At 71.1% G+C, this 19,626-nt stretch carries 18 protein-coding genes; 13 read left to right on the top strand and 5 right to left on the bottom strand.

Annotation, left to right across the window (positions count from 1 at the left end; genetic code table 11):
- Nucleotides 1-1,162, bottom strand: a 1,162-nt coding sequence (locus DQW85_RS17000) for an ROK family transcriptional regulator (RefSeq protein ID WP_205315185.1), incomplete at its 3' end; no start/stop codon positions are given.
- Between the two features lie 102 nt (nucleotides 1,163-1,264).
- Here DQW85_RS17000 and DQW85_RS16995 point away from each other — a divergent pair.
- The 4 genes from DQW85_RS16995 to DQW85_RS16980 are packed head-to-tail and all read left to right on the top strand — an operon-like array spanning nucleotide 1,265 to nucleotide 5,140.
- Nucleotides 1,265-2,386, top strand: coding sequence for a sugar ABC transporter substrate-binding protein (locus DQW85_RS16995; RefSeq protein ID WP_113701281.1), 1,122 nt, complete (start codon nucleotides 1,265-1,267; stop codon nucleotides 2,384-2,386).
- The gene (locus tag DQW85_RS16990) at nucleotides 2,387-3,115 is read left to right on the top strand and encodes an ATP-binding cassette domain-containing protein (RefSeq protein WP_113701280.1); all 729 of its coding nucleotides are present in this window, start codon (nucleotides 2,387-2,389) and stop codon (nucleotides 3,113-3,115) included. It abuts the gene before it with no gap.
- Nucleotides 3,105-4,292: a sugar ABC transporter permease gene (locus tag DQW85_RS16985; RefSeq protein ID WP_113701279.1), complete on the top strand. Its 1,188-nt coding sequence runs from the start codon at nucleotides 3,105-3,107 to the stop codon at nucleotides 4,290-4,292. Before DQW85_RS16990 ends, DQW85_RS16985 begins: the two co-directional genes overlap by 11 nt.
- A complete protein-coding gene (locus DQW85_RS16980; RefSeq protein ID WP_113701278.1) occupies nucleotides 4,289-5,140 on the top strand; it encodes an ROK family protein in 852 nt (283 codons plus the stop codon). The genes DQW85_RS16985 and DQW85_RS16980 overlap by 4 nt, the downstream gene beginning before the upstream one ends.
- 68 nt (nucleotides 5,141-5,208) lie before the next feature.
- Here DQW85_RS16980 and DQW85_RS16975 read toward each other — a convergent pair whose 3' ends face one another.
- Nucleotides 5,209-6,192 (bottom strand): MBL fold metallo-hydrolase, encoded by a 984-nt coding sequence (locus DQW85_RS16975; protein WP_113701277.1) that lies wholly within the window; start codon nucleotides 6,190-6,192, stop codon nucleotides 5,209-5,211.
- 250 nt (nucleotides 6,193-6,442) lie between these two features.
- Here DQW85_RS16975 and DQW85_RS16970 point away from each other — a divergent pair, with 250 nt between their 5' ends.
- From DQW85_RS16970 to DQW85_RS16950, 5 genes are all read left to right on the top strand, one after another.
- Nucleotides 6,443-6,652: a pepsin/retropepsin-like aspartic protease family protein gene (locus DQW85_RS16970; RefSeq protein WP_113701276.1), complete on the top strand. Its 210-nt coding sequence runs from the start codon at nucleotides 6,443-6,445 to the stop codon at nucleotides 6,650-6,652.
- Nucleotides 6,639-8,051, top strand: a complete 1,413-nt coding sequence (locus DQW85_RS16965; protein WP_113701275.1) for an amidase — start codon at nucleotides 6,639-6,641, stop codon at nucleotides 8,049-8,051. Before DQW85_RS16970 ends, DQW85_RS16965 begins: the two co-directional genes overlap by 14 nt.
- Before the next feature lie 70 nt (nucleotides 8,052-8,121).
- The gene (locus DQW85_RS16960) at nucleotides 8,122-8,694 is read left to right on the top strand and encodes a TetR/AcrR family transcriptional regulator (protein ID WP_113701274.1); all 573 of its coding nucleotides are present in this window, start codon (nucleotides 8,122-8,124) and stop codon (nucleotides 8,692-8,694) included.
- 388 nt (nucleotides 8,695-9,082) lie between these two features.
- Nucleotides 9,083-10,279, top strand: a complete 1,197-nt coding sequence (locus DQW85_RS16955) for a sensor histidine kinase (protein WP_113701273.1) — start codon at nucleotides 9,083-9,085, stop codon at nucleotides 10,277-10,279.
- 21 nt (nucleotides 10,280-10,300) lie between these two features.
- Nucleotides 10,301-10,945: a response regulator transcription factor gene (locus DQW85_RS16950; protein WP_338043391.1), complete on the top strand. Its 645-nt coding sequence runs from the start codon at nucleotides 10,301-10,303 to the stop codon at nucleotides 10,943-10,945.
- 251 nt (nucleotides 10,946-11,196) lie between these two features.
- On the opposite strand, the gene DQW85_RS44545 is transcribed toward DQW85_RS16950, so the two are convergent.
- Nucleotides 11,197-11,589 carry a hypothetical protein gene (locus tag DQW85_RS44545; protein ID WP_162795058.1) on the bottom strand — a complete coding sequence of 131 codons (393 nt, stop codon included), beginning with the start codon at nucleotides 11,587-11,589 and terminating at the stop codon, nucleotides 11,197-11,199.
- A gap of 797 nt (nucleotides 11,590-12,386) precedes the next feature.
- Here DQW85_RS44545 and DQW85_RS16945 point away from each other — a divergent pair.
- Genes DQW85_RS16945 through DQW85_RS16930 form a run of 4 tightly spaced genes read left to right on the top strand, consistent with a single transcriptional unit; the run spans nucleotide 12,387 to nucleotide 17,979 of the window.
- The gene (locus DQW85_RS16945) at nucleotides 12,387-13,364 is read left to right on the top strand and encodes an ABC transporter permease (protein WP_113701271.1); all 978 of its coding nucleotides are present in this window, start codon (nucleotides 12,387-12,389) and stop codon (nucleotides 13,362-13,364) included.
- A complete protein-coding gene (locus tag DQW85_RS16940) occupies nucleotides 13,365-14,204 on the top strand; it encodes an ABC transporter permease (RefSeq protein WP_113701270.1) in 840 nt (279 codons plus the stop codon).
- A complete protein-coding gene (locus tag DQW85_RS16935) occupies nucleotides 14,201-16,282 on the top strand; it encodes an ABC transporter ATP-binding protein (protein WP_113701269.1) in 2,082 nt (693 codons plus the stop codon). The genes DQW85_RS16940 and DQW85_RS16935 overlap by 4 nt, the downstream gene beginning before the upstream one ends.
- The gene (locus tag DQW85_RS16930; protein ID WP_113701268.1) at nucleotides 16,279-17,979 is read left to right on the top strand and encodes an ABC transporter family substrate-binding protein; all 1,701 of its coding nucleotides are present in this window, start codon (nucleotides 16,279-16,281) and stop codon (nucleotides 17,977-17,979) included. Before DQW85_RS16935 ends, DQW85_RS16930 begins: the two co-directional genes overlap by 4 nt.
- A 115-nt stretch (nucleotides 17,980-18,094) precedes the next feature.
- On the opposite strand, the gene DQW85_RS16925 is transcribed toward DQW85_RS16930, so the two are convergent.
- Entirely contained in the window at nucleotides 18,095-19,129 is a 1,035-nt protein-coding gene (locus DQW85_RS16925) for a DUF4037 domain-containing protein (protein WP_113701267.1), read from the bottom strand.
- Nucleotides 19,130-19,147: 18 nt separating this feature from the next.
- A partial coding sequence (locus DQW85_RS16920; protein ID WP_205315184.1) for a GNAT family N-acetyltransferase occupies nucleotides 19,148-19,626 on the bottom strand: 479 nt, incomplete at its 5' end.

Genomic DNA, 19,626 nt, shown 5'->3' with positions numbered 1-19,626 from the left:
GATCCCAGGCCCGGCTCCGGGCGCGGGCGGCGGCGCCCAGCAGCACCCCGCTGTCGCCGAGCGCGCTGGCCACCACCTGCGGGCGCAGCGGCCCGAGCTCGGCCACCCTGCGCTCGATCGCGTTCCCGAGCAGGTCGAGGTTGCGGCCCACGCCGCCGCTCAGCACGATCGCCTCCGGGTCGAGGACCGCGGCGACGGCGACGACCAGCCCGCCGATGCGCCGGCCCTCGGCCTCGACCACCGCCCGGGCCGCGGGATCGCCTCTCCCTGCCGCCTCGAAGACCTCCCTCGCGCTCCTGGGGTGGAGACCGGCGGCGCGGGCCGCCCGCACCACGCCGGGCGCCGACGCCACCGTCTCGGTGGAGCCGTGCTCGAACGCCTCCCGATCGGGGGTGCCGGCCGTCGCCGCGTCCTCGGCCGCGTCTTCGGCGGCGGGCAGGTACGACACCTCTCCGGCCGCTCCCCTGGCGCCGACGTACAGCTCGCCGTTGATCACGATGCCCATGCCCACGCCGGTGCCGATGGAGACCAGGGCGAAGTTGGCCTTGCCCCGGCCCTCGCCGTACGCGTGCTCGCCCACGGCGGCGAGGTTGATGTCGTTCTCGATGACGAGATCGGCCTGGAGCTCGGCGCGCAGCCGTTCGACGAGGTCGGCGCCCGGCAGGTTGGAGGCGAAGTCCAGCCGTCCGGACACCGGGTCGTAGACGCCGGGCGTGCCGGCGACCGCGCACGTGACCTCTGACCACTCCAGGTCGGCCGCCGCGGCCGCCGCGTGGGCGAGCTCTCGCACGTGGCGCGCCAGGTCGGCGGTGGTGCGGGCGTCGTTGCGCCCGTCCTTGCGGCCCACGAACCTGCCCCTCAGGTCGGCCACCGCGACGCGGTTCCAGTCCCGGCCGATGTCGATGCCGGCCACGTGCGCCGAACCCGCGTTCATGTCGTAGAGCGACGTCACCGGCCCCGGCCGGCCCGACACCTCGCCCACCAGGTGGACCAGCCCGTCCTCCTCCAGCCCGGCCAGGGCCGCCGAGACCGTTGGCTTCGACAGGCCCGTCACCTTGGCCAGCTGGGCGCGGGAGGCGGGGCCGTGGTCGTTGAGCCGGTCGAGCAGGCGCCGCTCGTTCATCACCCGCAACAGCCGCGGGTTGCCCAGCTCACCACGCACTTCGGCCTCCTTCACGATGTGGACCCAGGAAAGGCTAGCCAACGACCTTGATAGTAAACTACCTTTCTTACCATCACGGTGAACGCGCGAAAGGACATGGCGATGCACCGAGGATGGAAAGCGCTCCCTGTCGCGGCGGCCCTGCTGGCCGCCGCGTGCGGCACCGGAGCGGGCGGCTCGGGCGGCACCGCCTCCGCGGGCCCGCAGTCAGGACCAGCGCAGTCGGGACAGGCGTCGGCAGACGCGGCCACGATCGCCTTGTTCCTGCCGGAGTCCAAGACCACGAGATACGAGGCCTTCGACCGGCCGCTGTTCGAGGCGAAGGTCAAGGCCCTGTGCGCCGGCTGCAAGGTGCTCTACGGCAACGCCGACCAGGACGCCGCCAAGCAGCAGCAGCAGGTCGAGGCCGCCCTCACCCAGGGCGCCGACGTGCTGGTGCTCGACGCGGTCGACGCGGCGGCCGTGGCCCCGCTGGTCAACCAGGCCAAGCAGCGGAAGATCCCGGTGATCGCCTACGACCGCCTGATCTCCGGCATCGGCTACGACTACTACGTCTCGTTCAACAACGTGCGCGTGGGTGAGATGCAGGGGCAGGCGTTGCTCGACGCCCTCACCGCCAAGGGCGCCGCGGGCAAGGGCCGGATCGTGATGATCCACGGCTCCCCCACCGACCCCAGCTCGGCCGACTACAAGAAGGGCGCGCACAACGTCCTCGACGGCAAGGTCGAGATCGGCAGGGAGTTCGACACGCCCGACTGGAGCCCCGACAAGGCCCAGCAGCAGATGGAACAGGCCATCACCGCGCTCGGCCGCGACAGCATCGTGGGCGTGCTCTCGGCCAACGACGGCATGGCCGGCGGCGCGATCGCGGCGATGAAGCGGGCCGGCTACAAGGAGCTCCCGCCGATCACCGGCCAGGACGCCGAGCTGGCCGCGGTCCAGCGCATCCTCACCGGCGAGCAGCACATGACCGTCTACCTCGACATCAGGGCCGAGGCGGAGAAGTCCGCCGAGCTCGCCGTGGCCCTGGCCAGGGGCCAGGGGCCGGCCGCGCCCGCCAAGGTGAACAACGGCACCGCCGACATCCCCGCCTTCCTCCTCGACCCGATCCCCGTCACCAAGGACAAGGTCAAGGACACGATCGTCAAGGACGGGTTCTACAAGGTCGCCGACCTCTGCACCCCGGAGGTCAAGGACGCGTGCGCGAAGGCGGGCATCCAGTAGATGTTCTCCGTCACCGGCATCTCCAAGACCTACGGCGCGGTCCAGGCTCTCGACCAGGTGAGCCTGGACCTGCGCGCCGGCGAGGTGGTGGCGCTCGTGGGCGACAACGGCGCCGGCAAGTCCACCCTCGTCAAGGCCCTGTCGGGGGCCATCACCCCCGACACCGGAGCGATCACGGTGGACGGGAGCCGCGTCCGGATCGCCACCCCCCGCGACGCCCAGGCCCTCGGCGTCTCCACCGTCTACCAGGACCTCGCCCTGTGCGAGAACCTCGACGTGGTCGCCAACCTCTACCTCGGCTCCGAACACCGCCGCTGGTCGGTGCTCGGCCACCTGCGGATGGAACGCGCCGCCCGTGATCTGCTGACCTCGCTCGACGTGCGCATCCGCGACATCCGGGTGCCGGTCGCGATGCTCTCCGGCGGCCAGCGCCAGTCCGTGGCCATCGCCCGCGCCCTGATCGGCCGGCCGCGCCTGGTCATCCTCGACGAGCCCACCGCCGCGCTCGGCGTGGAGCAGACGGCGCAGGTCCTCGACCTCATCCGCCGCCTGCGCGAGCGGGGCCTGGCCGTGCTGGTCATCTCGCACAACCTCGCCGACGTGCGGGCGGTGAGCGACCGGGTGGTCGTGCTCCGGCTCGGGCGCAACGCCGGCGAGTTCCGGACCGCCGCCACCTCGCAGGAGGCCATCGTCGCCGCGATCACCGGAGCGATCACCCATGAGCACTGACACCCTGGTGCGCAGGCCGTACACCCCGAAGGAGGCGGTGGCGCGGCTGCGGCGAGGAGACCTCGGAGCCTGGCCGGTCGTCGGCGGGCTCATCGCCATCGCCGCCGTCTTCGGCACGCTGAACGAGCACTTCCTGTCGGCCGAGAACCTCACCAACCTGGCCCTGCAGATGGCGGCGACCGGGACCATCTCGCTCGGCATCATCATGGTGCTGCTCCTCGGCGAGATCGACCTGTCGGCGGGCTCGGTCAGCGGCCTGTGCGCGGTCGTGATGACGATCCTGTACGTCAAGCAGTCCTGGAACCCGGTTGCGGCCATCGCTCTGGCACTCGCGGCGGCCGCCGCCATCGGGCTGCTGCACGGGCTGATGCACACCCGGCTGCGCATGCCGTCGTTCGTGGTGACGCTCGCCGGGCTGATCGGCTGGCAGGGCCTGCTCCTCTACCTGCTGGGTCAGGGCGGCACGATCAACCTGCCGTTCGACGGGTTCGTCTCGAAGCTGAGCGACACCTGGCTGCCGTCGTGGCTGGCCTGGACGCTCGTGGCCGCGCTGACGGCGGGCTGGGCGGCGAGCGCGGTCATCGTCAGGCGGGCGCGGCGGGCGGCGGACCTGCCGGTGCCCGCCGCGTACCTCACCTGGCTGCGCGTCGCCGGGCTGGGCCTGGCGCTGGCCGGGGCGGTGACGATCCTGTCCGCCGACCGGGGGGTGCCGCTGCTGCTGGTCGTCTTCGGCGCGCTGGTGATCGTGCTCGATCTCGTGCTCAGGCACACCGTGTTCGGCCGCTGGACGTACGCGGTGGGCGGCAACGCCGAGGCGGCACGGCGGGCCGGGATCGACGTGACCAGGATCCGGGTGCTGGCGTTCGTGCTGGCCGCCACGCTCGCCGGCTTCGGCGGCGTTCTCGCGGCCAGCCGCCTGTCCGCCGTGAACCAGGCGTCCGGCGGCAGCGATATCCTGCTCATGGCCATCGCCGCCGCGGTGATCGGCGGCACCTCGCTGTTCGGGGGGCGCGGCCGCCCCTACGCGGCGCTGCTCGGCATCCTGGTGATCCAGTCGATCACCAACGGGATGCTGCTGCTCAACGTCGACTCCTCCGTCAGGTACATGGTGACCGCGGCGGTGCTGGCCCTGGCCGTGGCGATCGACTCGCTCGCCCGCAAGGGCAGCGCCAGGTGAGGCGGGTCCTCGGCATCGACGTCGGCGGCACCAAGATCGCCATCGGCGTGTCGGGGGCCGACGGGCCCGAGATCGCGGCCGTCGTACGCCTGGAGACCGGCGAGAACCCCCTGGCCGGCGCGCTCCACGCGGCCAGGGGGCTCGACCGTTCCCCGGCCGCGGTGGGCTTCTCCACCTGTGGGGTGATCAGGGACGGGCGGGTGCTGCTGGCGCCGAACGTGCCCGGCTGGAACGGCCTCGAACTGCCCCGGCTGCTGCGCGAGGAGTACGGGACGATCCCCGTCGCGATCGGGAACGACGTCAAGGCGGCGGCCGCGGCCGAACTGCGCTGGGGAGCGCTCCGCGGCGTCTCGACCGGCGTCTACCTCAACCTCGGCACCGGCCTGGCGGCGGCGCCGGTGGTCGGCGGGCAGGTGGTCCACGGCGCGCACGGCGCCGCAGGGGAGATCGGCTACCTGCTCTCCGAGCCCGGCGAGGCGGCCTTCGCCGACGGGCACGCCCCGCTGGAGGAGCGCTTCTCGGGCGCGGCGCTGGCCAGGCGCGGCTCCGCCCTGCTGGGCCGCACGGTCACCGCGTCGGCCCTGTTCGAGCTGCCCGAGGCGGCCGGCCTGGTGGACCAGGCCCTGCGCACGCTCGCCATGAGCGTCGCGAACCTGTGCGTCGTCCTGGACCCCGAGCGCGTCGTGGTGGGCGGCGGCATGATGGGCGCTCGGGCGCGGATCCTGCCCCGGCTCGCCACGGAGGTGCGGCGGGCCGTGCCCTTCCCGCCCGAGGTGCGCGCCGCCCGCTTCACCGACGACGCCCCTCTGCTCGGCGCCCTGGCCCTCGCTCACGCCGCCGCCCCATAGAGCCGCCCCATAGAGCCGCCCCATAGAGCCGCCCCATAGAGCCGCATCGCCCGCTTTGGGGTGGCGGCTCAGAGGACGGCGGCGGCCCCACCCAGCCGTTCCCCCGCCGGGCCGGCCAGCGGGTCAGGGCCGGCCGGCGTCCCCTCCGCGGGGACGGGCACGAGACGGTGGCCGGGGCCGTCGGAGACCACCAGGCCGCCGGTGGGCGGCGGGAAGTGGCTGCCCAGCAGCAGGACGCCGGTGTCGGCGAGCGAGGCCAGCAGCGCGCGGCGCGACTCGACGGCCTTGACCGGGTCGATGTCCACGCAGCTGCAGATGTCGGGCCGCCCCATCTGGACCGGGTGGTGGACGCAGTCTCCGGAGATGACGGCCGATCCCCCGGCGCCGCGCAGTTCGACGGCGACGTGCCCGGGGGTGTGGCCCGGCGTGGGCAGCAACCGCACGCCCGGCGCGGCCTCGAAGCCCCCGGCGGGCACGTCGACCAGGTCCAGCAGACCGGCGTCGGCGATCGGGTGCACCGAGTCGCGGAACATCTGCCGCCGGCTCTCCTCCATGTCCACGCCTGACCAGTAGTCCCACTCGGCGCGGGTCGTCAGGTACTTGGCGTTCGGGAAGGTCGGCACCCACTCGTCCCCGCTGGCGCGGGTGTTCCAGCCGACGTGGTCGGTGTGCAGGTGGGTGAGGATCACCATGTCCACCGACTCCGGGGCGAAGCCCGCGGCGGCCAGCCGCCGCAGGTAGGGGGTGTCCAGGCCGTGCCATGCCGGGTTGGCCCGGGTCTTGCCGTTGCCGATCCCGGTGTCGACGAGGATCCGCAGGCCGCCGACCCGCAGGGCGAAGCTATGGCTGGCCAGGCGCAGGACGCCGTCGTGGCCCGCGAAGGAGGGCCGCAGCCACGGGGCGCCGGCGACGACGTCGGGGGTGGCGTCGGGCAGCAGCCAGGGGCCGGTCTGCGCCGGGAGTTCGACCTCGTCGATGCGGTGGACGAGGTGGCCGCCGACAGCCCAGGTCGGGACGTCGCCGAAGCCGGGTGTGGACGATGGCGCGGTCATGGGGAGCTCCCTTCGCTACGGGGACGGCGGGCGGTCGCGGCGGGCGGGCCGCTCCCAGATCCTCCACACGTACCCTTAAAGCGGTGCGTTTGCTTTAAGGCAGCCTACGCCGCGACGAGCGCTAACGCAAACACTTAGCATTTACGACTCCCGGAAGGTTGCTCCGGCGGGGCGACTCGTCCTAGAGTGACTTAACGCTAAGAGTTCGCTTTAGGCCCGCATCGCCGGGCCGTGCCTGAAAGGACTCCCCATGACCAGTGCCGATCTGTCCCCGGAGGAGGCCGCCCGGTGGGCCCATCGGGCCGGACTCCCCCTGGGCGAGGACCGGCTCGCCGTGGTGGCCGCCACGGCGAACCACATCCAGGCCGTCCTGTCCACACTACGGGAGCTGGAGTTCGGGGACACCCCGCCCGCCCCCACCTTCGACCCGCGATGGGGGGCCCGCGATGCAGCCGTATGAGCTCACCGTCGCCGCCGCGGCCGAGGCCATCGCCGCGGGGAAGCTCTCACCCGTGGAGCTCACCGACTCGGTCCTCGCGCGGATCGGCGAAGTGGACGGGCGCCTGCGGGCCTACGCCACCGTGGCCGAGGACGCCGCGCGCCGCTCGGCCGAGCGGGCAGAGCGGGAGATCGCCGCGGGCCGTCACCTCGGCCCGCTGCACGGCATCCCCGTCGGCCTCAAGGACCTGCTCGACACCGCGGACCTGCCGACCACGTCCGGTTCCCGGGTCAGGGAGGGCCACGTGCCCGACGGCGACAGCACGGTCGCGGCCCGCCTGGCCGGGGCGGGCGCGGTCCTGATCGGCAAGACCCACACCCACGAGTTCGCCTACGGTCTGATCACCCCGCAGACCAGCAACCCCTGGCACCCCGGCCGGGTCGCCGGCGGATCGAGCGGGGGATCAGCGGTCGCCGTCGCCTCCGGCACCGCGACCTTCGCCGTGGGCACCGACACCGGCGGCTCCATCAGAGTCCCGTCGGCGCTGAACGGGGTCGTGGGCCTCAAGCCCACCTACGGCCTGGTCTCCCGGCACGGCGTGACCTCGCTGTCGTGGTCGCTGGACCACGTCGGGCCGATCACCCGCACCGTCGAGGACGCCGCGATCGTGCTCGGCGTCATGGCCGGCCACGATCCCGACGACCCGTCCTGCCTCGGCGTGCCGCCCGTGGACTACGCCGCCCACCTCGCCGCCCAGTCGGCTGCCGGGGACCTGCGCGGGCTACGCGTGGGAGTGCCGCGCAACTACTACTTCGACCGGGTGGACCCGCAGGTGGAGGCGGCCGTGCGGGCGGCCGTCGCGCGCCTGGGCGAGCTCGGCGCCGACCTGGTGGACGTCGACATCCCGATGACCGAGTACGTCCAGGCCACCCAGTGGGGGCTGATGGTGCCCGAGGCGAGCGCCTACCACGAGGCGACGCTGCGCTCGACGCCCGAGCTGTACGCACCGGACGTCCGCGTGCTGCTGGAGGCCGGCGAGCTCGTCCTGGCCTCGGACTACCTGCGCGCCCAGCGCTCCCGCACGCTCATGCGCCGCGCGTGGACGCGCCTGTTCGACCAGGTGGACGTCATCGCCGCGCCCAGCGTGACCTCCACCGCGGTCAGAACCGACCAGCAGAGCGTGCGCTGGCCCGACGGCACCGAGGAGTCGGTGGCCGACACCTACGTCAGGCTCTCGGCGCCGGCCAACATCACCGGCATACCGTCGCTCTCGCTGCCCGTGGGCCTGGACGATTCGGGCCTGCCCATCGGCATGCAGCTCATGGCCCGCCCGCTCGGCGAGGCGACCGTGCTGCGCGTCGGCGGTGTCTACGAGGCGGCACAAGGCGGCGGCGGGCGCCTGGCCCCCGTCGCCGCCTGACGGGCGCGCCGGTGGCGCCCCGCCGAACGGCCGCACCCTTGACGCAAGAACTTTGCGTTAAGCTGGCCGCATGAGCCCCAGACCAGCCGTCCGCCCCGGCGGACGCAGCGCCCGCGTCCAGCGGGCGGTGCACGACGCCGTCCGCGAGCTGGAGGCCGACCAGGGCCGGGCCGCCCTGACCATCCCCCTCATCGCCGCCCGGGCCGGGGTCACCCCCTCGACCATCTACCGCCGCTGGGGTGACCTGCAAGACCTCCTGGCGGACGTCGCGGTCGAGCGGCTGCGCCCGGAGACGCCCCCCGCCGACCTGGGCGGCCTCCGCCAGGACCTCGAGGCGTGGGCCGCCGGCTTCCTGGAGGAGATGTCGTCGCCGCCCGGCCGGGCCTACATCCGCGACGCGCTGACCGGCGACCCCGATGCGGGCAACGCCGGGCAGTGCTCCGCGTACGCGCTGCAGCAGGTGGAGGTCATCCTGTCGCGCGCCGTGGAGCGCGGCGAGCACGTGCCGGACGCCGACACCGTGATGGACCACGTCGTGGCGCCCATGATGTACCGCGTCCTGTTCCGGCCGGGACTTCTCGACGCGCAGTACGCCCGCGACCTGGTCGCCACCCTCTTCTACCGGCTGATGCCACTGCCTTGAGAGACGGCCGCCTGATCGCTTCTGTCCCGTGCGGTCAGGCGCGAAGCCGGGAGCCGGGCCGAAGGGCATGCGCTCATCGGTGAGGCGGCGCCGTCGTTCTTCGGCCGCGGGTCTCGGCCAGGGCGCGTATCTCGTCGGAGTCGCAGGGCAGGCCGTTGCAGCGGAGCACCTCGGACAGGTTGACGCCGAACGTCCAGGCGGTCGTCGAGCAGAGCCCTGGCGATCTCGATCGAATCGAGCGACCCGCGCAGTCGAGCGCGGCGCAGAAAGCGCGGGAGCGGGTCTCCTCGTAGGGCTGACGGCTGATTCCGCTGTCGGCCTTCAGGCGTAAAGGCCGTACGCGGTGAGGATGAGGCGGACAGCGGGGATCACGTCGTAGCGTCAGGTCATGGTACGTCGCCTCTTATCGTGGTGGAGTGGTCATCCTCGGGTGGCGGACGCACTGCTGGCCGCGACCGCCTGCGGGTATCTGCTGATCACGGTTCCGTACCACGACCAGAGCATCACCGAGCCCGGTCACATCGCGGTGACGTTCTGGGGTGATCTGCTGGTCTACGCCAGTCTTGCCTGGCGGCGGCGCCATCCATTGCCGGTCCTGGCGCTGGTGTGGACGTTGTGGTTGATCGGCGGTCGGTGGGACATCTGGGCGGAGTGGAACGCCTCGTGGTCGGAGTTGAGCACCCCGACCGCCCTGATGCTCATGTTCTACACGATGGGTCGGTGGACCACTTCGCGGTGGACCGGGCTGTTCCTCGGGGGCACACTGTTGCCCGTGGCGCTGGGTGCCGCCCAGGTGTGGGCCGGTCAGCACGTCGTGCCGTTCCCGGTGCCCGTTCCCGCCGACGATCTGTTCACGATGTCGTTCGTGTCGTGCATGGCCGCTTGGGGGCTGGGCAGACTGCGCCACTCTGAGGCTGAAGCCCTGGCCGAGGCTGTCACTCGCGCCGAAGAGAGCCAGGTGCAGGCCATTTTGGACGAGGAGCGCGTGCGGATCGCGCGAGAGTTGCACGACATCGTGGCGCACAATGTGAGCGCCATAGTGATCCAGGCACATGGGGCCGCCGCCGCGCTTGTCGATGAGGACGTCGCCGCGGCGGACGCGGCCATCGAGGCGATCGCCGAGTCCGGCCGCACCGCGCTGGTAGAGCTACGGCTGTTGCTAGGGGTGTTACGGCAGGCGCCGGCAGAACCGCAGCCTGATATCCGGGCGATTCATGATCTAGTCAGGCGGCTGCCGCTTGAAGTACGGTTACTTGTCGAAGGACAGGCCCACGAGGTGTCTTCGGTTTTGAGTTTGTCCGCCTACCGCATCGTGCAAGAAGCTCTGACCAACACGCTCAAGCATGCTGGGAAGGAAGCCAACGCCGAGGTGTTACTCCGCTACGCCGACGATGGGCTGCACATCCGGGTCACCGACAACGGAGCCGGTCGTTCCCGTCAGGAGCCCGGAGGAATGCGGCCGGTCGGAGCCGGCCATGGTCTGACCGGCATCCAGGAGCGCGCTGCGATGCTCGGCGGTACGGCGCGGGCCGTGCCGCTACCCGACGGGGGATTCCAGGTCGAGGCGACACTTCCCTGGGCGTGATCTGTGGCTGAGACTATCCGCGTGTTCTTGGCCGATGACCAGGAGTTGGTCCGTACCGGGATCCGGCTGGTGCTCCGCCGCGAAGCCGGCATCGAGGTCGTCGGCGAAGCCTCAGACGGCCAAGAGACGCTCGACTTGCTGGAGCAGGTTCCCGCCGACGTGGTGGTCATGGACGTGCGAATGCCGAGAATGGACGGGATCGACGCCACCCGGCACATCTGCGCGCGTGGCGGGCCGAAGGTGCTCATCCTCACCACCTTCGATCTGGATGAATACGTCTTCGAGGCCATTCACGCAGGAGCCAGCGGTTTCCTGCTGAAGGACACCGCGCCAAGGCTCTTCGCCGAAGCGATCAGGACCGTGCATGCGGGAGACGCGGTCATTGCCCCGTCCGCCACTCGTCGGCTCATCTCCCACTTCGCCTCCCGTCCACATGGTTCCACCAAGCCCCCCGACCAGCGCGCCGCGCTGCTCAGCCCGCGCGAACGAGAAGTTCTCGCCGAGATCGCCGCCGGCCAGTCCAACATGGAGATCGCAACGCGGATGTACCTGTCGGAGGCGACCATCCGTACGCACGTAAGCCGCATCCTCACCAAACTCGACCTGCGCGACCGCGTGCAGGCTGTCGCCTTCGCCTACGAGAACGGCCTGACCCGATTCGGCTGACACACGCCCGCCTAGCGGACAGGGCGCGCAGTGCCAAGATGGGCACTCCCTGTGCCGCGGCCGGCATATCTGCCGCGGCACAGGGAGTGAGGCTCGTTGCTTTCGGTGACAGCCGCGCCGGCTCCCGGTCGGGTCACCAGCCTGACCGGGAGCCTTCACCTCGAGCCCGGCACGAGGCCCCGCCATCGGATTGAAAGAGCGCGGTCAGGCGGAGCCCCGCAACGAGTGACAGCACCTTCCCCGTGCGGTGATCAGCACTCCCTGACGCCGTCGAAGCGGGCGGGCGGACTGTGGGGGAACCGGTGGAATCCTTGGCGAGCCGGGGCGAGGACGAAGCAGCGGCTGTCGGCCCCCCAAGCGATGTAGATCTTCGCCCGTACAGTCCAGTGGCAGTTGTTGCGGACCTTCGCCCACCTGGATCTCCAATCACGGCCCGTCCATGCGTCCACACACGTCGGTAGAGCCTGAGCTCCGACCTTGGTGGGGTCCGGGGCGGGGGTCTGCGTCTCGACCGGGCTGGGGACTGGATCGGCGAGGGACGGCACCCGCGCTGTCGTGGCCGCGTGGACGGGACTCGCGCTCATGAACCCGATGCTCATCACACCAGCCGCCAGGGCCAGTGTCGCGCGTGTTGCGATGTTCACAGGCTTTCCTCCTTTGTCTGAACGGGAGTTTCCCGAAGACCGAACACCGCTCAAGACTGTGAGAGGCGCGGCTCATCGCGCCTCTGTCTCACGGCTGATTGCGGAAGTCAGCTGATCTACGTAGCCAGGCAGCGCTGCCTCAACGTTTCCTGGCTGTCGATCCGGACCCTGGCCATCCAGACGGCTTGTGCGACCCGTGCCGGTCCGTCCCTGGATGATCGAGGACCTCGCGACAGCGTTCAGCGGTGGATCATGTCGTTGGCGAGGTGCTCCGTGGCCCGCTTTCGCGGTGCGGGCCCGGGCGGGGGCGGGCGAAGGGGTGGATCGGCTTGTCCCGCAGTGCGAGATCGGCGACGTGACGCCTGGTCAGCGAGGTGGTGCGGGCATGGGAGCGTATGCCCGCCCGCCGCAGCGGCGCCCGCCCGCTCCCCTGGCGGATACGTAAAGAATTGAGTACTTCTACTGACACCACCGCCAGCGGGCTCGATTATCCCGAATAATCGTCCCTCCTGTCCCGATTCTGTGACATTGCCACTTCCGTCAAAACAGTGACAACCCCCTCGGACAGGTCGTTCCCGCAGGTCAGACCGGCCGCGGACCATCCGTACCGCCAGTTACATCGCGTCACACAGTGACGCGACTGTTATGGCGGAACTATTGCCGACTTTCCCGTACCCGTGGATATTCTGCGCGTTGTCCGTCGGGTCAAGAGGATTCTCGCGACGGCAGGGCGGCATTTCATGGCGGGGCCCTGTCCGACCGGAACCACCGCCCCCATTCAGCGCGAACGGAGAGTAATGGGCAAGTACCTGCTCCGCAGGTTGGCGATGAACGTGATCCTGATCGCCGTCGCGGCGAGCCTGGCGTACATGCTCGCCGCGACCACCATGAACCCGCGCGCCGCCTACCAGGGCCGACGGCCCCCGGTGCCTGAGACCGTGATCGACGCGACGCTCGACACCTACAACCTCAACGACAAGACCCCGCTCCTCCAGCGCTACACGACCTGGGCGGCGGGCGTGGCCACCGGCGACTTCGGCAGGACCTGGAACGGCGGCTCGGTCAACGACGAGATGGGCCGGCGGATCGGGGTCAGCCTCCGGCTGCTGTTCGTCGGCACGCTCGTCGGCTTCGCCCTGGGAGTCGCGCTGGGGGCGCTGTCGGCGGTCAAGCAGTACAGGCCCAGCGACCGCGTGATCGGCGTCGCCTCCTTCACGATCATGGCGATCCCGGTGTTCGTGCTGGCCACCCTCCTGGCCGTGGCCACCTACAGCATGAACCGCGCGCTCGGGTTCACGCTGATCGAGTACACCGGCGAGTACAACCCGAGGCTGACCGGCTGGGACCAGTGGCTCAACCGGCTGAACCACCTCGTCCTGCCGACCATCTCGCTCAGCCTCGGCGCCATCGCCTTCTACAGCCGCATCCAGCGCAACATGATGCTCGACGTCCTCAACCAGGACTTCGTCCGCACCGCGATGGCCAAGGGCCTGCCCCGCAGGACCGCGCTGGTCAAGCACGCGCTGCGCACCGCGCTGATCCCCTCGGCGACGTACTTCGCGTTCGCGTTCGGCACGCTGCTCACCGGGGCCACGTTCACCGAGAAGATCTTCGCCTGGCACGGCATGGGCGCCTGGCTGATCGACTCGATCAACCAGAACGACGTCAACGCCGTCGCCGCGGTGAGCCTGTTCGCCGCCGCCTGCGTCCTGGCCGCCGCGTTCCTGTCGGACCTGCTGGTGGCGGCCCTCGATCCACGGGTGCGGGTGAGCTAGGTGCGTTCGAGAGTCGTCCTGCGCCGTCTGCTCCGCAACAGGCAGGCCCGCTCCGGCTGCCTGGCCCTGATCCTGCTGGTGGCGCTCGCCTACCTCGGCCCGTACGCAGGCCCGTACGACTGGACCGACAAGGACTTCCTGGCCTTCCTGTCGCCGCCGTCGGCCGACCACTGGTGGGGCACCACCTCGATCGGCCAGGACATGTACGCCGTCACGCTGCGCGGCATGCAGAAGTCGATCGTCATCGGGGTGCTGGTGGCGCTCATCTCCACCGGCCTGGCCGCGATGGTGGGCGCGTTCGCCGGCTACTTCGGCGGCTGGGTGGACCGGCTGCTCATGTGGGGCGTGGACCTGCTGCTGGTGCTGCCCAGCTTCCTCATCATCGCGATCATCTCGCCGCGGCTGCGGGGCGCCTCCTGGCTCTGGTTCGTCGTGCTGCTCGCCGCGTTCACCTGGATGATCACCTCCCGGGTGGTGCGCAGCATGACCCTGTCGCTGCGCGAGCGCGAGTACGTGCTCGCCGCCGCCTACATGGGCATCCCCCGTTGGAAGATCATCTTCCGGCACATCGTGCCGAACCTGGCCTCGCTGCTGATCATCGACGCGACGCTCAACGTCAGCGCCGCGATCATCGGTGAGGCGGCGCTGTCGTTCTTCGGCTTCGGCATCCAGCCGCCCGACGTCTCGCTCGGCACGCTGATCGCCGAAGGCTCCCGCAACGCCACCGGCTACCCCTGGCTGTTCGCCTTCCCGGCCGGCCTGCTGGTGGTCCTGGTGCTCAGCGTCAACCTGATCGGCGACGGACTGCGCGACGCGCTCGACCCGGGGAGCACCTCATGAGCATCCTGCAGGTGCGCGACCTCACCGTCACCTTCCCCGGCGGCGTCCAGGCGGTGCGCGGGGTGAGCTACGAGGTCTCCCGCGGCGAGGTGCTCGGCATCGTCGGCGAGTCGGGGTCCGGCAAGTCGGTGACCTCGCTGGCCGTCATGGGCCTGCTGCCGCCCGGCGCCGTGGTCAGCGGCTCGGTCACGCTGCACGGCCGCGAACTGATCGGCGTCCAGGAGGACGAGCTCACCCGGGTCCGCGGCAAGTCGATCAGCATGATCTTCCAGGACCCGCTGTCGGCGTTCACCCCCGTCTACACCATCGGCGCGCAGATCGCCGAGGCCGTCCGCGTCCACCAGAAGACGGGCAAGGACAAGGCCGCCAAGCGCGCGGTCGAACTGCTCGACCTGGTCGGCATCCCACACCCGGACGCGAGGGCCAGGGCGTTCCCGCACGAGTTCTCCGGCGGCATGCGCCAGCGCGCGATGATCGCGATGGCCATCGCCAACGATCCCGACCTGCTGATCTGCGACGAGCCCACCACCGCCCTCGACGTCACCATCCAGGCGCAGGTGCTGGAGGTGCTCAAGACCGCGCAGCGCGAGACGGGCGCCGGCATCGTGATGATCACCCACGATCTCGGCGTCATCGCCGGCATGGCCGACCGGGTGCTCGTCATGTACGCGGGCAGGCCGGTCGAGCAGGGGCCGGTGGACGAGCTCTACTACCGGCCGCGCATGCCGTACACGATGGGCCTGCTGGCCTCGATCCCCCGCGTCGACGGCGCCGAGGGGCCGCTGGTGCCCATCGAGGGCAACCCGCCCTCCCCCGCCGCGCTGCCGCCGGGCTGCCCGTTCGCGCCGCGCTGCCCGATGCGGATCGACGTCTGCGACGAGGAGGAGCCGCCGCTCACCGCGGTCGGCGGCGGCCGGCACGTGGCCTGCGTCCGCTCGCGCGAGATCGAGCACAAGGCGCTGACCGGCGCCGACGTCTACCCCCTGCCCGTCATCCCGCCGAGCGGCGCGGTGCGCGTGCCGCGCGAGCGGCGCGCCACCGTGCTGGAGCTGACCGACCTTGTCAGGCACTACCCGCTGATGAAGGGCGCGGTGTTCAAGCGGCGCGTCGGCACGGTGCACGCCGTCGACGGCGTCAGCTTCGACATCGCCGAGGGGGAGACGCTCGCCCTGGTCGGCGAGTCCGGCTGCGGCAAGACCACCACCCTGCAGCAGATCATGCGGCTGGAGCCGCCGCAGAGCGGCCACGTCGTCGTGCTCGGCCAGGACAGCGCCCGGCTCGGCAAGGCCGAGCGCAAGGCGCTCCGCGGCGACCTGCAGATCGTCTTCCAGGACCCGATGGCCGCGCTCGACCCGCGCATGCCGGTCGGCGACGTCATCGCCGAGCCGCTGCGCGCCCACGGCCGCCGCAACGTCGCCGCGCGCGTCGCCGAACTGCTCGAACTGGTCGGCCTCTCGCCGGAGCACGCCGAGCGCTACCCGCAGCAGTTCTCCGGCGGCCAGCGCCAGCGCATCGGCATCGCCCGCGCGCTCGCGCTGGAGCCGCGGCTGCTCGTGCTCGACGAGCCGGTCTCCGCGCTCGACGTCTCCATCCAGGCCGGGATCATCAACCTGCTGGAGGAGCTGAAGAACACGCTGGGACTGTCGTACCTGTTCGTGGCGCACGACCTGGCCGTGGTCAGGCACCTCGCCGACCGGGTCGCGGTCATGTACCTCGGCCGGATCGCCGAGATCGGCGCCGTCGAGAACGTCTACGACCGCCCCGCCCACCCCTACACGCAGGCGCTGCTGTCGGCGATCCCGCTGCCCGACCCGGAACGCGAACGCGCCCGCAGGCGGATCCTGCTCCAGGGCGACCCGCCCAGCCCGGCCGACCCGCCATCGGGATGCCGGTTCCGTACCCGATGCCCCAAGTTCGCCCGCCTCGGCGAGGCGGAACGGCGGCGCTGTGTGAACGAAGAGCCCTCCGTCGTACGGCTCGCGAACGCCACCGGCGAACGGCCCGACCACGGCGCCGCCTGCCACTACGCGGAGGAGATCGAGGTCATCCCGGCCTCGGACGACCAGGAGGAAAAGTGAAGGTTCGATACCGTGCCACGGCGGGACTCGCGGTCCTGGCCATGGCCGTCGCGGCCTGCGGCGGCGGCGGCAAGCAGCCCAGCGCCCAGCAGTCCCAGCAGGCGCAGCAGCAGATGGCGAAGACCCCGGCCGTCAGCATCAACCCGGTCGCCTACGAGCAGGTCAAGGACGGCGGCACGCTGACCCTGGCGATCGGGCAGTGGCCCAGCCAGTGGAACGGCAGCCACGTCGACGGCAACCAGGCCGACACCGCCGACATGCTCGACGCCCTCATGCCCCAGCCGATGGTGGCCGACGAGAAGGCCAACTACAGGCCGAACCCGGACTACCTGACCGACGCCAGGATGGACACCTCCTCGGGCAAGCAGGTCGTCACCTGGACCATCAACGACAAGGCCACCTGGTCGGACGGCACGCCGATCACGTGGAAGGACGTCGAGGCCATGTGGAAGGCCAACAACGGCAAGGACAAGACGTACAAGCCGGCCTCCACCGACGGCTGGGACCGCATCGAGTCGGTCACCAAGGGCGCCACCGACAAGGTCGCCGTGATGACGTTCGCCAAGCAGTACCCCGACTGGCAGGGCCTGCTGTCCCGCTCGCCGCACATGGTCCCCGCCTCCACCAACGGCGACCCCGGCCGCTACGAGAAGGACTACCTGCAGAAGATCCCCGTCACCGCCGGGCCGTTCAAGGTCGAGAAGATCGACGAGGCGACCAAGACCCTGACCGTCGTGCGCGACGAGAAGTGGTGGGGCAGGAAGCCCAAGCTCGACAAGGTCATCTTCCGCACCATCGAGACGCCAGCCGCGCAGGTCAACGCCTTCGCCAACGGCGAGCTCGACGGCGTCGAGATCCCGCCGGCCAGCCCCGCCGACCTCAAGCGGGCCAAGGAGGTCCCCGGCGTGGACATCCGCAAGGCGCTCAGCCCGAACTGGCGGCACATCACCGTCAACAACCAGAGCGCCTTCCTCAAGGACAAGCCGGTCCGGCAGGCCGTCGCCTACGCGATCAACCGTGACGTGATCACCCAGTCCGACCTGAAGGACATGGACTGGCCGATCCAGACGCTCGGCAACCACATCTTCATGAACAACCACAAGGGCTACGTCGACAACTCCGGTGAGCTCGGCAAGTACAACCTGGACAAGGCCAAGCAACTGCTCGACGCGGCCGGCTGGAAGCAGGAGGGCGAGTACCGCAAGAAGGACGGCAAGGAGTTCGCGCTCGGCTTCGTCGTCCCGGCCGGCCTGCCGTACGCCAAGACGGAGGGCGAGCTCACCCAGGCCATGCTGAAGGAGGCCGGGATCAAGCTGACGATCCGGCCCGTGCCCGACGACAAGTTCTTCACCGACTACATCATCAAGGGCGACTTCGACCTGGTGCCGTTCTCCTGGATCGGCACGCCGCTCCCGCTCGGCGCGCTGCCCCAGGTCTACAAGACCGGCTCGGAGAGCAACTTCCCCAAGGGCAGCGACCCCGCCCTGGACGCCGCCATCGACGACGCGGTGGGCGAGATGGACCCGGCCAAGGCCATCGACAAGGCCAACGCCGCCGACAAGCTCATCTGGGACATGGTGCACACCATCCCCCTCTACCAGCGCCCCGACATCCAGGCGGTGAAGAAGACACTCGCCAACTACGGGGCCTGGGGCTACAAGGCCGCGGACTGGACGCAGGTCGGCTTCACCGGCTGACCCACCGTCCTCCCGCACGCCCGCACGCCGAACCCCCCGGCCGGTCTCCGGCCGGGGGTTCGGGGGTATTGGTGGCCGACGTGTTGGTGAACGTGGCTCGGCGGGCGCGTCGCGGTCAGGCGCCCAGCCCCAGCGCGGCGGCGGTCACCGCCCGCGCCCGCCGCGGCTCCATCAGCAGATCCGCCGAATCCGACACCTGGTCCACGCACCCCACCACAGGAAGCCGCCTGACCAGCGGATCCGACACCGACCCCAGCAACGCCTCCACGAACCTGTCCCCGCCGATCACCTGGAACGGCCGGTCGTGGAACCCGCGCACCCGCTCGTCGAGCGGCTCGGCCAGCGCCACCCGGTTCTGCAACGCCGCCACCTTCGCGTACGCCGCCGTTAGCCCCTCCTCACGGTCCCGCCACGACCGCGCCGCCATCGCCGACGCGAGCGACTCCCCCAGCTCGGTCGAGCCCGGCAGCCGCGCCAGGGCGCTGCCCAGCCACTTCGCGTAGGGCGGGTAACGGCGGCGCAGCAGCAGCGCCAGCCGCATCACCTCCCGCGCCAGCCGCGCCCCCACCACGGCCGACCCCAGCTCATCGCCCACCTCGCCGCACCGGCCCGGGAACGGCTCCTCCTGCGCGATCCGCCGCCACTGACACGCCAGCACATACCGCCATACATCACCCGGATACCAGCGCAACGCCGATCGGGCCCCCTCCAGCGCGCCCAGACCGTCGTGGAACACCTCCCCCCGCGTCACCTCGGCCAGGCTCTGCCACGGCACCGCCAACCAGTCGAGCAGCGAGATCTCCCCACGCGGGTCGAACCCGAGCCGCTCCTCCAGCCACGCTCCCAGCTCGGCCACCACCACACCCGGCCGCACCACACCGTGATAGCCGAACACGGTCGGGAACCCGCCGAACCGCTCGGGCAGGCCCGCCGCCACCTTCGTCTCGACGGCCTCCACCTCGCCCGGCTCCACGAACACCAGCACCCGCGGCCCCCAGTCGTGGTCGGCCGAACGGGCCGTGTCGAACGCCAGCACCTCCGAGCCCGGCCCGATCAACGCGGCACTGTGCGGCACCCCGGCCGCGAGCGGCGCCACGACCTCGGTGTAGAAGGCCCGGGACAACTCGATACCAGGAACAAAATTGGACATCACCCAGCCAACTGTGCACTACACCCCGATTCCACTCACCCCAATTTCGGCCCACTCCCAGCGGCACACTCCCAGCGGCACACGACGGGGTGGCAGCCCGTCAGGTGCCGGCGCACGCACCTCGCTGAACGGGCTGAGGTGAGGGTGGGTCAGGCCGTGCGCGGCCACCAGTTCCCTCGACACCCACCGGCATACCCGTTCGGCCAGCCCGCGCCCTCGAAAGGGCGCGGCCGTCGCGACGCCCGCCAGGAACCCCACCGACGGAGCGCTCCACGCGTCAGCCGCCACCGCCGCCAGCCTGCCGCCGATCCGCGTGCCCGCCCAGCGCGTCACCCCGGCCGCCCCCGGAACCGCGTACGAGCGGGGCGCGTGCTCGGCCAGCAGCACCGCCTCGCCCAGCGGCCGGTAGGAGGGGCCCAGCACGGCGAGCGCGTGCCGTACCAGTTTCGCCGCGCGCGCCGCATCGCCCCACACCGCCAGCCGGTCACGGCGCGCCA

This window comes from Nonomuraea lactucae (assembly GCF_003313395.1).
GTDB lineage: Bacteria > Actinomycetota > Actinomycetes > Streptosporangiales > Streptosporangiaceae > Nonomuraea > Nonomuraea lactucae.
The sequence above is the reverse complement of the archived record's forward strand: the minus strand, read 5'-3'. Positions and strand labels throughout refer to the sequence as shown.